This is a genomic window from Streptomyces sp. CNP082 (assembly GCF_059570535.1).
On record NZ_JCANSZ010000015.1, the window covers coordinates 68,482 to 82,272 of the forward strand.

Genomic DNA, 13,791 nt, shown 5'->3' on the forward strand with positions numbered 1-13,791 from the left:
CTAGACGCCCGCCACACATCCGTCCAACGAATGTCCCGCATGCCTATGATGCGGAAACCGCATACCTCGCCCCTCACCCCCGGAGCCCGCATGGACACCGCCTGGCTGGAGGTCTTCCGCGCCGTCGCCCGCCACGGCTCCTTCACCGCCGCGGGGACCGAACTGGGCTTCACGCAGTCCGCGGTATCCCGGCAGATCGCCGCGCTGGAGGCGGAGTTCGGCGCCCCGCTCTTCGACCGGCTGCCCCGCGGCGTGCGGCTGACCCAGCAGGGGCGCCACGCGCTCGGGCACGCCGCGGCGGCCCTCGACCGGCTCGCCGACGCCCGCCGCGACCTCGCCGCCCTGGACCGGCTGGCGGCGGGGCGGCTGCGGCTCGGCTCCTTCGCCACGGCGGACGCCGCCCTGGTGCCCCGGGCGCTGGCCGCGTTCACCGCCGACCACCCGGGCGTACGCGTGACGCACGTCGAGGGCTACGGCCGCGACCACGTCGCGGCGCTGGCCGCCGGCGCGCTGGACCTGGCGCTGGTGGCGGGCTACCCGGAGCAGGTGGCTGCGTACGACACGGTGGAGCTGACGCATCTGCTCGACGAGCCGGTCCTCGTCGCGCTGCCCGCCGCCCACCGGCTGGCCGGCAGCACCCGCCCGCTGCGGCTGGCGGACCTGGCCGGCGACAGCTGGGTCGCCGGCAGCCAGACGCCGGAGGAGACCCTGATCAGCGCCTGCCTGCGCCAGGGCTTCCGGCCGCGGATCGACTACGTCGCCCGCGAGTGGACGGCGAAGTTCGGCTTCGTCGCGGCCGGCCTCGGCCTCACCCTCGTCCCCGCCCTCGCCGCCGGCGCCCTCCCCCACGGCGTCACACTCGCCGCCCTCCACCCCGAAGACGCCCCCACCCGCACCGTCCACACGGCCACACCCCGCTCCCCCACCCACCCCCCGGCGGTCACCGGCTTCCTCCCATACCTGCACCGGGCAGCCGAGACGGCGACAGACTGACGAAACACACCGGAGGGGACCGGCCGTTGGCCGGCCCCCTCCGGGACATCAGCAGTCAGCTACACGAACGGAACTCCCCGCACACCGACGCGGCAGGGGCCCCGCCCGTCTCAACTGCAGCCGCTGGTCGAGCCGCAGCCCTCGCAGATGTAGCAGCTTCCCGCCCGCTGCATCTTCGTGCCGCAGGAGAAGCACAGCGGCGCGTCGGCCTGGATGCCGAGCTGCATCTCCACCAGCTCCGCCGACGTGTGCGCCTCCTTCGGGGCCGGCTTGGCCTGCTCCAGCGTCACCGGCGGGACCGGGAGGGGCGCCGGCTCGCGGGGGGCTGACTGGGCCAGGCCCTCGACGTCCAGTTCCTCGTCCGTCGGCTCGTACGAACCCGTCTCCAGGTGCCGCTCGCGCTCTTCCGCCGAGTGGATGCCCAGCGCCGAGCGGGTCTCGAACGGCAGGAAGTCCAGTGCCAGGCGGCGGAAGATGTAGTCCACGATCGACTGCGCCATCCGCACGTCCGGGTCGTCCGTCATGCCCGCCGGCTCGAAGCGCATGTTCGTGAACTTCGAGACGTACGTCTCCAGCGGCACCCCGTACTGCAGGCCCACCGAGACCGCGATCGAGAAGGCGTCCATCATGCCCGCGAGTGTCGAGCCCTGCTTCGACATCTTCAGGAACACCTCGCCCAGTCCGTCGTCCGGGTAGGAGTTGGCGGTCATGTACCCCTCGGCACCGCCGACCGTGAAGGACGTGGTGATACCCGGGCGGCCCTTGGGGAGGCGGCGGCGCACCGGGCGGTACTCGACGGTCTTCTCCACGGCCTCGCGGATCGTCTCCTCCGCCTTCTCGGCGGCCTTGTCGGCCTCCTTCTTCTTCGCCGACAGCGGCTGGCCGACCTTCGAGCCCTCCACGTACACCGCGAGGGCCTTGACGCCCAGCTTCCAGCCCTGGAGGTAGATCTCCTCGACGTCCGCGACGGTGCTCGTCGCGGGCATGTTGACCGTCTTGGAGATGGCACCGCTCAGGAACGGCTGCGCCGCCGCCATCATCCGCACGTGCCCCATCGGCGAGATGGAACGCTCACCCATGGCGCAGTCGAAGACCTCGTAGTGCTCCGGCTTGAGGCTCGGGGCGTTCACGACGCTGCCGTGCTCGGCGATGTGCGCCACGATCGCCTCGATCTGCTCCTCCTGGTACCCCAGCCGCTTCAGCGCCATCGGCACCGTCTGGTTGACGATCTGCATCGAGCCGCCGCCGACCAGCTTCTTGAACTTCACCAGCGCGAGGTCCGGCTCGATGCCCGTGGTGTCGCACGACATCGCCAGGCCGATGGTCCCCGTCGGGGCCAGCACCGACGCCTGCGCGTTGCGGTAGCCGTGCTTGTCGCCGAGGCGGACCACGTCCTGCCAGGCTTCGGTGGCCGCGGCCCAGACGGGGGTGTCCAGGTCGTCCATGCGCTTGGCCGCGCCGTTGGCGTCGGCGTGCTGCCGCATGACGCGCTTGTGCGCGGTGGCGTTGCGGGCGTAGCCGTCGTACGCGCCGACGGCGGCGGCCAGTTGCGCGGAGCGCCGGTAGGCGGTGCCGGTCATCAGGGAGGTGATGGCGCCGGCGAGGGCACGGCCGCCGTCGGAGTCGTAGGCGTGGCCCGTGGCCATGAGCAGGGCGCCGAGGTTGGCGTAGCCGATGCCGAGCTGGCGGAAGGCGCGGGTGTTCTCGGCGATCTTCTGGGTGGGGAAGTCGGCGAAGCAGATGGAGATGTCCATCGCCGTGATGACGAGTTCGACGACCCTGGCGAAGCGCTCGACCTCGAAGCTCTGCCGGCCGTCGGCGTCCTGCTTGAGGAACTTCATCAGGTTCAGCGAGGCGAGGTTGCACGAGGTGTTGTCCAGGTGCATGTACTCGCTGCACGGGTTGGAGGCGGAGATGCGGCCCGACTCCGGCGCGGTGTGCCAGTGGTTGATGGTGTCGTCGTACTGGATGCCGGGGTCGGCGCAGGCCCAGGCGGCCTCGGCCATCTGCCGGAACAGCTTCTTCGCGCCGACCTCCTCGATGACCTCGCCGGTCATACGGGCACGCAGGCCGAACTGCGCGTCGTTCTCGACGGCCTTCATGAAGTCGTCAGTGACACGCACGGAGTTGTTGGCGTTCTGGTACTGCACGGAGGTGATGTCGTCGCCCCCGAGGTCCATGTCGAAGCCCGCGTCACGCAGGGCGCGGATCTTCTCCTCCTCCTTGACCTTGGTCTCGATGAACGCCTCGATGTCGGGGTGGTCGACGTCGAGCACGACCATCTTCGCCGCGCGCCGGGTGGCGCCGCCGGACTTGATGGTGCCGGCGGAGGCGTCGGCGCCGCGCATGAAGGAGACGGGCCCCGAGGCGTTGCCGCCGGAGGAGAGCAGCTCCTTGCTGGAGCGGATCCGGGAGAGGTTGAGGCCGGCGCCGGAGCCGCCCTTGAAGATCATCCCCTCTTCCTTGTACCAGTCGAGGATCGACTCCATGGAGTCGTCGACGGAGAGGATGAAGCAGGCGCTGACCTGCTGGGGCTGCGGGGTGCCGACGTTGAACCACACCGGCGAGTTGAAGCTGAAGATCTGGTGCAGCAGGGCGTACGTCAGCTCGTGCTCGAAGATCTCGGCGTCCGCGGGCGCGGCGAAGTACTTGTGGTCCTCACCGGCCTTGCGGTACGTCTTCACGATCCGGTCGATGACCTGCTTGAGGCTGGTCTCCCGCTTAGGGGTGCCCACCGCACCGCGGAAGTACTTGCTCGTGACGATGTTGACGGCGTTGGCCTCCCAGAACTCGGGAAACTCCACGCCGCGCTGCTCGAAGTTGACCGAACCGTCGCGCCAGTTGGTCATGACGACGTCACGGCGTGCCCACTCCACCTCGTCGTACGGGTGCGTACCGGGGGTGGTGTGGATCCGCTCGATGCGCAGGCCCTTGTTCCCCTTGGCGCCGCCCTTGCGGGAACTGCGCGCCGGGCCGCTCGTCGTCTCTGTCATGCCGCCTCCCTATACGGGCGTGAACGCCCTGATGTGCCCGCATCTTCCCAGGCACGATTCCTGTTCTTGATCTGCTTGTTCCGCAGGCGGGCGGCGCGCTGCGCCGCACGCCGGCCGGGTATGGATGACGGGTGGCCCGCGGTGGGCGTCAGCCGGCCGCTCTGCCGGGTGACGGGACTCCCGGGGCCTCGCCGCGGCCGGGACTGCGGCCGGGGCCCGCCACGCCGGGGTCGCCCGGCGCGGGAGGTGGGGCCTGGTCGTCCTGTCCGTCCGGGCCGCCGCTGTCGGCGGGGGGCCTGTCCGCGGTTCGCAACTGCGTGATGGCGTCCTCGAAGTCCTCGAGGGAGTCGAAGGCGCGGTAGACGGAGGCGAAGCGCAGGAAGGCGACGAGGTCGAGCTCCTGCAGCGGGCCCAGTATGGCGAGCCCGACGTCGTGGCTGGAGACCTCCGCGCTGCCGGTGGCCCGGATCGCCTCCTCGACCCGCTGGCCGAGCTGGGCCAGCGCGTCTTCGGTGACGGGGCGGCCCTGGCACGCCTTGCGGACGCCCGTGATCACCTTGGCGCGGCTGAAGGGCTCGGTGACCCCGCTGCGCTTGATGACCATCAGGGACGCGGTCTCCACCGTGGTGAAGCGGCGCGAGCAGTCGGGGCACTGCCGGCGGCGGCGGATCGCTGCGCCGTCGTCGGTGGTGCGGCTGTCGACGACCCGGCTGTCGGGGTGCCTGCAGAAGGGGCAGTGCATCGGTCTCCCACCCTCCCCTTCTCGCACACGGCACGTCGGTCCGGCGACCCCCCGCGGCCCGCCGGAGCAGGCCCCAAGCATATGGGATGCCCTTCCGGTGAGAGGAAGGGGGACCACAACTTGTGGGCTGCTGATACCCATCTAACCACTAGATCTGGGGTTTGGCTGCCATTGAGAGCGGAGAGCGTGTTGCCCGCGCCTTGCCACGCGACGAGAGCCGCGGCCAGACCCGCAACGAGACCCGCAACGAGATCAGCAACGAGGTCAGCGGCGAGGCGGACAGGGCGCCGGGCGGGCTCTCGGCAGCCTACGTGAGCGCAGTGACGGCGACACGGGCAGGGAGAGGGTGACAAGCTGGGCGGCACCCCCGGGCAGGGCCGTACGGGGCGGGCGCGCACCCCATCAGGCCAGCGCTTTACACCTAGTTGATGGTTCACGGAAGTGAAACCGAATTTTTTCACTCGAACGTGTGTTTGGCGCAACCTTTCGAAAGCAACTACCGTTGGTCCTACGAGAGAGAGAACCGTCTCGAGAGGGGCCCGCCGACGTGACCACTACCGCAGACACCACAGCCATCGCCGCCCACGAACGGCCCCCGCAGGCAGCAGAGCCGCAGCTCACGCCGCCTCCCGGGGACGGCCGTGAGGGCGAGGCGCAGCCACCCAAGCGCTCCATGCCGGGGCGCCCGCCGGGCATCAGGGCCGACAGTTCGGGCCTGACCGAGCGGCAGCGCCGGGTCATCGAGGTCATCCGCGACTCGGTGCAGCGGCGCGGCTACCCCCCGTCGATGCGTGAGATCGGCCAGGCCGTCGGCCTCTCGTCCACCTCGTCCGTCGCGCACCAGTTGATGGCACTGGAGCGCAAGGGCTTCCTGCGCCGGGACCCGCACCGGCCGCGGGCGTACGAGGTGCGCGGCGCGGAGACGCCCGCCACCCAGGCCGCCACCGACACCACGGGCAAGCCCGCCGCGTCGTACGTGCCGCTGGTCGGCCGGATCGCCGCCGGCGGCCCGATCCTCGCCGAGGAGTCGGTCGAGGACGTGTTCCCGCTCCCTCGGCAACTCGTCGGCGACGGCGAGCTGTTCGTGCTGAAGGTCGTCGGCGACTCGATGATCGACGCGGCGATCTGCGACGGCGACTGGGTCGCGGTCCGCCGCCAGCCGGTCGCCGAGAACGGCGACATCGTCGCCGCGATGCTGGACGGCGAGGCCACGGTCAAGCGGTTCAAGCGCGAGGACGGCCACGTGTGGCTGCTCCCGCACAACGCGGCGTACCAGCCCATCCCCGGCGACGAGGCCACGATCCTCGGCAAGGTCGTCGCGGTCCTCCGCCGGGTCTGAGACCCGGCACGGCAAGCCCCGGCCCGGGACCTGGCCCCGGGCCGCCGCCTTGTGCGGCACGGAGTGACGCGAACCGGCCGCGGCGGCGGCCGGGCCCGCGAGAGGCCCGCCCTCGCGTCACGCCGCTCAGTCCTGAAGCAGGGCGCTCACTTCTTCAGCAGGCATCAGTCCTCCAGCAGGCCGTCCGTGTCCTCGCCCTCGGCCTCCAGCGCCTCCCGGACGACGCGAACCGCCAGCCCCTCCCCGTAGCCCCGGCGGGCCAGCATCCCCGCCAGACGGCGGATGCGCTTCTCGCGGTCCAGACCGCGGGTGGCGCGGAGCTTGCGGGCGACCAGCTCGCGGGCCGTCTCCTCCTCGGTGTCCGCGTCGAGCCGGCTGACCGCCTCGTCGACCACCGTGGACGCCACGCCCCGGGTGCGCAGCTCACGGGCGAGCGCGCGGCGGGCGAGGCCCCGGCCGTGGTGCCGGGACTCCACCCAGGCGCCGGCGAACGCCGCGTCGTCGATCAGCCCGGCCGCTTCGAGACGGTCGAGCACGGCCTCCGCCGCCTCGGCGTCGACCTCCCGCTTGGCCAGCGCGTCCGCGAGCTGCTTTCGCGTGCGCGGCGCCCCGGTGAGCAGCCGCAGACAGATCGCCCGCGCCCGTTCCTCCGGGCTGAGCGAGGTTTCCCGCACCCGGCCCCCGGACGGCTCGCGCCGCCCCCGTGACCGCCCCCGCCGAGAGGAACCGCCCCGCCCGGCGGGCTCCGGGTACCGCTCCTGGCCGTGGCCCTCCGGCTCCGGGCCCTCAGCGCCCGCACTGCTCTGCGGAGGGCCGGGCTCCGGCCCGGCACCGAACGGCGGGGGACCGTCGTCCGGGGGCGGGAGCGGCCAGTCGGTGCGCCGGACCACGGGTCAGCTCTTGGCCGCGGCCTTGGCCGCCTTCGCGGTCTTGGCCGGCGCCGGCACCGTCTTCTTCCCCGCCGGCGCGGCACCGTCCGCGGCCGGCGCGGGGCTGCCCGCCGCGTCCGCGCCCGGCTCGCCCTCCGCGTTCTCCGGCTTCGGGCCGATGCCCAGCTTCCCCTTGACCCGCCTCTCGATCTCGTCGGCCAGGTCGGGGTTGTCCTTCAGGAACGTCCGCGCGTTCTCCTTGCCCTGGCCGAGCTGGTCGCCCTCGTACGTGTACCAGGCACCGGACTTGCGGATGAAGCCATGCTCCACGCCCATGTCGATCAGGCCGCCCTCGCGGCTGATGCCCTGCCCGTAGAGGATGTCGAACTCGGCCTGCTTGAAGGGCGGCGCGACCTTGTTCTTCACGACCTTGACGCGCGTGCGGTTGCCGACGGGCTCCGTGCCGTCCTTGAGCGTCTCGATGCGCCGGATGTCCAGGCGCACCGAGGCGTAGAACTTCAGCGCCTTGCCGCCGGTGGTGGTCTCGGGCGAGCCGAACATCACGCCGATCTTCTCGCGCAGTTGGTTGATGAAGATCGCGGTGGTCTTCGACTGGTTGAGCGCGCTGGTGATCTTCCGCAGGGCCTGGCTCATCAGCCGGGCCTGCAGGCCGACGTGCGAGTCGCCCATCTCGCCCTCGATCTCCGCGCGCGGGACGAGGGCCGCGACCGAGTCGATGACGATCAGGTCGAGCGCGCCGGAGCGGACGAGCATGTCCGCGATCTCCAGCGCCTGTTCACCGTTGTCGGGCTGGGAGAGGATGAGGGAGTCGATGTCGACGCCGAGCTTCTTCGCGTACTCCGGGTCGAGGGCGTGCTCCGCGTCGACGAACGCGACCGTGCCGCCGGCCCGCTGCGCGTTGGCCACCGCGTGCAGCGTCAGGGTCGTCTTGCCGGAGGACTCCGGGCCGTACACCTCCACCACGCGGCCGCGCGGCAGGCCGCCCACGCCGAGTGCCACGTCGAGCGCGGTCGACCCGGTGGGGATGACTTCCACGGGCTCATTCGGCCGCTCGCCGAGACGCATCACGGCGCCCTTGCCGAATTGCCGTTCAATCTGGGCGAGTGCGGCGTCGAGCGCCTTCTCGCGGTCAGTCGCTGCCATGGGTTCCACCCGGGATGTCTGAGTCGATCGCTTCACGTCACCGACGCTAGCGCCTGCCACTGACAACACGCCCCGCGTCGGGCCGGCCTGTGGAAAACCCGACCGAGTCCCCATGGGAACCGATGTTCGATTTCCCTGTCAACCGACACCCCCGTCCCGTCTGCCCCGGGTGTTTCCTACGGCTTCTGCTGCCGGTAGTAGCGCGCCGCGCCCTCGTGCAGCTCCAGCGGGTCGGTGAAGACCGCCGTGCGCAGGTCGACGCGCTGCGCCGCGTGGACCACGCGGCCGATCCGGTCCCGGTCCCGTATCACCGTGCTGGTCACGCTCTCCGTCAGCCGCGGATCCTCCCGGACGGTGGTGACCAGCAGGTTGGCCACGGCCAGCGTCGGCACGGCGGTGTCGCGCTGGACCGTGGGGTAGGCGTCGGGCGGCATCACCGCGGCGCGGTAGTAGCGGGACAGCTCGCCCTGGGCGTGCAGGGGGCCGAGGAGGTCGCCGAGCGGTACGAGTGCGATCTCGGTCTGCTGCGCCAGGCGTTCGACGGCCTCCGTGGGCAGGCCGCCGGACCAGAAGAAGGCGTCGATCTTCCGGTCGCGCAGCAGCTTCGGCATCGAGTCGAGGCCCTCGCGCACCGCCGTCACGTCCCCCTCGAAGTCGAGACCGGCCGCCGCGAGCAGCCGGCGGGTGATCAGTTGGACGCCGGAGCCGTCCTCGCCGACGCCGACCCTGAGGTCGCGCAGGTCGGCGGCGCGCCGCACGGGTGAGTCACGCAGCACGACGAGCTGGACGTAGTCGTCGTAGAGCCGGGCCACCGCGCGCAGCCCCTGCCAGCCGGGCAGCCGGTCACGGCGGTAGGTGGCCACGGAGTCGGCGGTGGCGACGGCGAAGTCGGCCCGGCCGGCGGTGACCTTCCTCAGGTTGTCGATGGAGCCCTGGCTGGTGCGCAGCCGGACGTCGAGGCCCGGCTCGTCCCGGGCGAGTCCTTCGCGCAGCAGCCGGCCGTACTCCGCGTAGACGCCGGACCGCACTCCCGTGGCGAAGGTCACCTTCCCCTCCGGGCGTCCGTCGCCGCCCAGCGACAGCAGCCACCACAGGAGCAGCCCGAACACGGCCGCCGTCGCCACGGCGGCCTGCAGTGCTCGGCGCCCGCCGAAGCGGCGCGGGACGAAGGGGGCCACGCGGCGATCCTGCCAAACCGGGGCCTGACACGGCCAGCGCGCCGGGCTCCCGGCGGGAGCCCGGCGCGCGGTCGGGTGCGGGCAAGGCGTACGGCGTACGGTACGGGCGGTCAGTTGCCGCTGAGCTCGTCGAAGACCCCCTCGGCCTCCTTGCCCAGACGCGGCCCCGCCAGCCAGGTGGCCTGCAGCGGGCCGATGGAGGTGACGGACACCAACTGCTCCTCGCCGTCGTTCGACGCCGTCCAGCCGCCGCCGGAGGCGCCGGCGGTCATGGTGCAGCCGATGCGGTACATCGTGGGCTGCGACGCCTCGATCGAGAGCCGGCCCGGCGCACCGGTGCAGGAGTACAGGCGCCCGCCGTCGTACGGGGCGGCAGCCGGGTAGCCGGTGGCGGTCAGGTCACCGACGTCGTTCACGGCCGGGGCGTCGAACCAGAGGGGCACCGCGGCGCCGACCGTCTCCTCCAGGGACTGCCCGCCGCCGTCCTGCGGCTGCACCTTCAGCACGGCGAAGTCGTACGGGGCGCCCACGCCGCCCTCCGTCTTGCCCTGGGAGATCCACTCGTCGGTGGTACGGGCCTCCTCGGCCCAGAAGGTGCCCTTGGGCGCGACGTCGGCCTCGGTCGCCTGCTCCGCCTCCAGCTCGGCGATGGTCTTGCCCTCGGGGTTGAAGGAGGGCACGAAGATGACGTTGCGCCACCAGCCGCCGTCGGAGCCCTTGTGCACGCAGTGCCCGGCCGTGGCCACCAGGTTGGACTTGCCCGGGTTAGCCGGGTCGGCGACCACGGTTCCGGAGCAGACCATCGGGCCCTCGGGAGTGTCGAAGAAGATCTTTCCCGCGGCCGGGTGCGACTCCGTGTACGGCGTGGCGGCTTCCTCCGCCTCGACGGGCGGCGGCTCCGGGTCGGTGACGCCCTGGTCCTCCGAGACGTCGTTCTCGTCGACCCGGCTGGGCGGCTGCTCGGCGTCCCACATCCGCTCCGGGTCCCACAGGCCCTCGATGATCGGGTTGATGAACTCGCGCGCGTCGCGCAGCCAGCCCTCCTTGGCCCAGTCCTCCCAGCCCCCGTTCTTCCACTTGTCGAGATCGAGGTCCTTGAGGGCATCCGGGATCCCCTCGGGGAGCGCCAGCTCCTTCTCGGGTGCCTGCGACTCCTGCTGCTGCTTGTCGTCGGCGCCGCTGTCGCCGGAGCCGTCCTCGCAGGCTCCGGCGGTCAGCGCCAGCGTGACGGCGAACGCCGCCGCGGCAAGCGCCTTTCCCGGTATACGACGTTTCCCGTTGGCGGGCATGGATCGACTCCCCCGTTTCTCCGTGCAGATGTCCCCGGCGGGACACGAACCCCCACTATGCCGGTGCCGTTGTGGACGGCCGCACCGGGCCCCGCGGTTCCACCGCCGCCAAGGATCTTGACTGCGGCCGTGTTCCCGGGGCGGCTGCGTCGTTGGCAGTACGGGGATGCGGACCCGTATCCGGTGCGAGGGGGTGGGGCTGTGCCCGCGGTTCGCGAAGCGGTCATGCACGCGCGCGTATGCCGTACGCGTCACGTGCCCGGCGCGCCCCCGGCATCCGGTCCGTCGTCCTCCGCTCCCGGCCCCTTCCGTACGGCCCGGGGGCGCTCGTCCCGTACGCGACCCACCCCGAGGTGCACGTCTGTGAACGCGAAGCCCGCCGGCGACGAACTCCCCGCCGGCAGCGGCCGGCCCCCGGTGCGCCGGCGGCTGGCCCGGCTCATCGAGCCCGCCGTGCCCCGCCAGCACCGGCGGGGCGCCGAGGACAGCGGGCAGCCGGAGCCCGACCCGCTGGAGCACCCGGACGCGAAGGTCGCCGCCGACGCGGCCGCCGCCGAGAACCTGCTGCGCTGCTGGGTGCGGGAACACGGCGTGGCCGAGCCGGAGACCGGCACGCTGCGGCTGCTGCTGCCCGCCAGTGGCGCGTGCCTGCGCGTCCCCGTGCGGTACTGGTCGGCGACCGGCTGGCACCGCTTCGGGCGGCCCGTGCTGCACGGCGCCCCCGAGGACGCGCCGCCGGTGGCCGCGGTGACGCTGGCCTCGCTGCTGAGCCGGGAGGCCGCGTACGCCGCCGCACAGGCGGCCGGCGCCGGCACCGGCGGCACCCGGGTGCGGCCCGCGCCCGAGCCGTCCGACGGCGCCACCGACCTCGTCGGCCGCGTCGCCGACTCCGTACGCCACACCGCGGTGTTCCTCGCCGCCCGCCGCGCCGGCACCCCGCCGGCGACCGCGGACCTGTTCCTGACCGGCGAGCAGTCCCTGCTCCTGGGCCATCCCCTGCACCCGACGCCCAAGAGCCGCGAGGGGCTGTCGGACGCCGAGTCCCGGCGCTACTCCCCGGAGCTGCGCGGCAGTTTCCCGCTGCACTGGCTGGCCGTCCACGACAGCGTCCTGGCCGGCGACTCGGCGTGGACCGAGCGCGGCAAGGGCGTGCCCGCGCGCGAGCTGGCCGCCCGGCTGGCGGGCCCCGGGCTGCAGGTGCCGCCCGGCTGCACACCGCTGCCCGTACACCCCTGGCAGGCCCGCGAGATCCGCGAACGCCCCGGCGCCGCGGCACTGTTCGACGCCGGTCTGCTGCGCGACCTGGGCCCGCACGGCGCCCCCTGGCACCCGACCGCATCCGTACGGACGCTGTACCGCCCCGGCGCGCCCGCGATGCTGAAGCTCTCCCTCGGCGTGCGCATCACCAACTCCCGCCGCGAGAACCTCCGCAAGGAGCTGCACCGCGGCACCGAGGTGCACCGCCTGCTGCGCTCCGGCCTCGGCAAGGAGTGGCAGGCGTCCTTCCCCGGCGGCTTGCCGGGCGCGCCGGGCTTCGACGTCGTACGGGATCCGGCGTGGCTGGCCGTCGACACGCCGGCCGGCGAACCCGTCGCGGGCCTGGACGCGGTCGTACGGCACCAGCCGTTCGCGGCGCACGACGACGCGGTGTGCGTCGCGGCTCTGACGTCCCCGGTGCCGCGGTCGCCGAGGGGCGCGATGCGCTCGCGTCTCCAGGAGGTCGTCGAGCAGTTGGCCGGCCGCACGGGGCAGCGGGCCGCGGCGGTGGCCGCGGAGTGGTTCCTGCGCTACCTGGCGGTGGTCGTACGGCCCGTGATGTGGCTGGACTCCCAGGCGGGCGTGGCCCTTGAGGCGCATCAGCAGAACACCGTGCTGCTCCTCGACTCCGACGGGTGGCCGGCCGGCGGCCGGTACCGGGACAACCAGGGGTACTACTTCCGCGAGTCCCGCCGCGCCGAGCTGGAGCGCCGGCTGCCGGGCCTGGGCGCCGCCAGCGACACGTTCGTCCCGGACGACGTGACCGACGAGCGCTTCACGTACTACGTGGGCGTCAACAACGTCCTCGGCCTCGTCGGCGCCTTCGGCGCCGCGGGGCTGGTCGACGAGCGCGTGCTGCTCGCCGCGTTCCGCCGCTTCCTGGAGCAGTCCGCCGCGGGCGGTCCCGGCGAGGGCCGCTGCGCGCTGGCCGAACGGCTCCTGAGCGGCGGGACGCTGCGCTGCAAGGCCAACCTGCTGACCCGGGTGCACGGCCTGGACGAGCTGGTCGGCCCGGTGGACACGCAGTCCGTGTACGTCACCGTCCCCAACCCGCTGACCTCCTGACCTCCTGTCCCCTGCTCCCTGTCTCCCTGTCTCCCTGTCTCCCTGTCTCCCTGTCTCCCTGTCTCCCTGCACCCTCTGACCGCACCCTCGACTCCCTTCCGTACGACGAGAAGAGGCACCGTGTCACCCGATTCACCGCCCCCCACCAGAACCCCGGAGCCGCTCCCCGACGACACCATCGACTTCGGCGTCGGCCTCGCCCGGCTCCTTCAGAACGCCGCCCGCTCCCCCGTCCCGTACGACATCCCCCGCTGGACCGCCGCCCGCACCCCGGCGGGCCCGTTCCGCCTGGAACCCGTCGACCCGGCCGAGCCCGAGCGCGACCTGACACTGCTGCACCGCTGGATGAACGACCCTTCCGTGGCCGCCTTCTGGAAGCTCGCGGGCCCCGTCGAGGTCACCGCGCGGCATGTGCGCGCGCAGTTCGACGCGGGGCACAGCGTGCCCTGCTTCGGCGTGCTGGACGGCATGCGCATGAGTTACTGGGAGGTCTACCGCGCCGACCGCGACCCCCTCGCCCGGCACTACCGTGCGCGCCCGTACGACACGGGTGTCCATCTGCTCCTCGGCGGCTGCGCCGACCGCGGCCGGGGGCTGGGTTCCCTGCTGATCCGCGCGGTCAGCGACCTCGTGTTCGACAACGACGCGTCGTGCACGCGCGTACTCGCGGAGCCGGACGTGCACAACGTGCCGTCGGTCGCCGCCTTTCTGAACGCCGGTTTCCACTTCCATGAGGAGCTGGCCCTTCCCGACAAGCGGGCGGCGCTGATGGTACGGGAGCGCGCGCTGCGCGACAGCGGCGCCGAGCCGGCACGCCCGCAGAACCCGCCGAACCACCAGAACCCGCCCCAGCCCCAGCCGCCCCGGCCCGACCTGCCGTAGGACCGAGAGGAGCCAACGCC

Annotated in this window: 9 protein-coding genes and 1 pseudogene; 4 read left to right on the forward strand and 6 right to left on the reverse strand. The window is 72.6% G+C overall.

Going from position 1 to position 13,791, the window contains the following annotated elements; translation table 11 throughout:
- Nucleotides 1-90 precede the first annotated feature (90 nt).
- Nucleotides 91-993, forward strand: coding sequence for a LysR family transcriptional regulator (locus B124_RS15130; protein WP_496503342.1), 903 nt, complete (start codon nucleotides 91-93; stop codon nucleotides 991-993).
- A 110-nt stretch (nucleotides 994-1,103) separates the two neighbouring features.
- Here the strand turns inward: B124_RS15130 and B124_RS15135 are convergent, their stop codons facing one another.
- Nucleotides 1,104-3,986 carry a vitamin B12-dependent ribonucleotide reductase gene (locus tag B124_RS15135; RefSeq protein WP_496503343.1) on the reverse strand — a complete coding sequence of 961 codons (2,883 nt, stop codon included), beginning with the start codon at nucleotides 3,984-3,986 and terminating at the stop codon, nucleotides 1,104-1,106.
- 148 nt (nucleotides 3,987-4,134) lie between these two features.
- The gene (nrdR, locus tag B124_RS15140) at nucleotides 4,135-4,728 is read right to left on the reverse strand and encodes a transcriptional regulator NrdR (RefSeq protein WP_496503344.1); all 594 of its coding nucleotides are present in this window, start codon (nucleotides 4,726-4,728) and stop codon (nucleotides 4,135-4,137) included.
- Nucleotides 4,729-5,389: 661 nt separating this feature from the next.
- On the opposite strand from nrdR, the pseudogene lexA reads away from it, so the two are divergent.
- A pseudogene (gene lexA, locus B124_RS15145) lies at nucleotides 5,390-6,067 on the forward strand (transcriptional repressor LexA); the annotation flags it as partial.
- Between the two features lie 164 nt (nucleotides 6,068-6,231).
- Here lexA and recX read toward each other — a convergent pair.
- From recX to B124_RS15165, 4 genes are all read right to left on the reverse strand, one after another.
- A complete protein-coding gene (gene recX / locus B124_RS15150; protein ID WP_496503345.1) occupies nucleotides 6,232-6,957 on the reverse strand; it encodes a recombination regulator RecX in 726 nt (241 codons plus the stop codon).
- Nucleotides 6,958-6,960: 3 nt separating this feature from the next.
- Nucleotides 6,961-8,100, reverse strand: a complete 1,140-nt coding sequence (gene recA / locus B124_RS15155) for a recombinase RecA (RefSeq protein ID WP_496503346.1) — start codon at nucleotides 8,098-8,100, stop codon at nucleotides 6,961-6,963.
- Between the two features lie 176 nt (nucleotides 8,101-8,276).
- A complete protein-coding gene (locus tag B124_RS15160; protein ID WP_496503347.1) occupies nucleotides 8,277-9,278 on the reverse strand; it encodes a TAXI family TRAP transporter solute-binding subunit in 1,002 nt (333 codons plus the stop codon).
- Between the two features lie 110 nt (nucleotides 9,279-9,388).
- Nucleotides 9,389-10,567: a trypsin-like serine peptidase gene (locus B124_RS15165; RefSeq protein ID WP_496503348.1), complete on the reverse strand. Its 1,179-nt coding sequence runs from the start codon at nucleotides 10,565-10,567 to the stop codon at nucleotides 9,389-9,391.
- Nucleotides 10,568-10,930: 363 nt separating this feature from the next.
- Here B124_RS15165 and B124_RS15170 point away from each other — a divergent pair, with 363 nt between their 5' ends.
- Nucleotides 10,931-12,889 carry an IucA/IucC family protein gene (locus B124_RS15170; protein ID WP_496503349.1) on the forward strand — a complete coding sequence of 653 codons (1,959 nt, stop codon included), beginning with the start codon at nucleotides 10,931-10,933 and terminating at the stop codon, nucleotides 12,887-12,889.
- A 120-nt stretch (nucleotides 12,890-13,009) separates the two neighbouring features.
- The gene (locus B124_RS15175) at nucleotides 13,010-13,771 is read left to right on the forward strand and encodes a GNAT family N-acetyltransferase (RefSeq protein WP_496503350.1); all 762 of its coding nucleotides are present in this window, start codon (nucleotides 13,010-13,012) and stop codon (nucleotides 13,769-13,771) included.
- Nucleotides 13,772-13,791: the final 20 nt, after the last annotated feature.

Excerpts from the sequence above, each read along its gene's own strand:
- B124_RS15130 (WP_496503342.1), top strand. The coding sequence starts at position 91 with ATGGACACCGCCTGGCTGGAGGTCTTCCGCGCCGTCGCCCGCCACGGC.
- B124_RS15135 (WP_496503343.1), bottom strand. The coding sequence starts at position 3,986 with ATGACAGAGACGACGAGCGGCCCGGCGCGCAGTTCCCGCAAGGGCGGC.
- nrdR (WP_496503344.1), bottom strand. The coding sequence starts at position 4,728 with ATGCACTGCCCCTTCTGCAGGCACCCCGACAGCCGGGTCGTCGACAGC.
- recA (WP_496503346.1), bottom strand. The coding sequence starts at position 8,100 with ATGGCAGCGACTGACCGCGAGAAGGCGCTCGACGCCGCACTCGCCCAG.
- B124_RS15165 (WP_496503348.1), bottom strand. The coding sequence starts at position 10,567 with ATGCCCGCCAACGGGAAACGTCGTATACCGGGAAAGGCGCTTGCCGCG.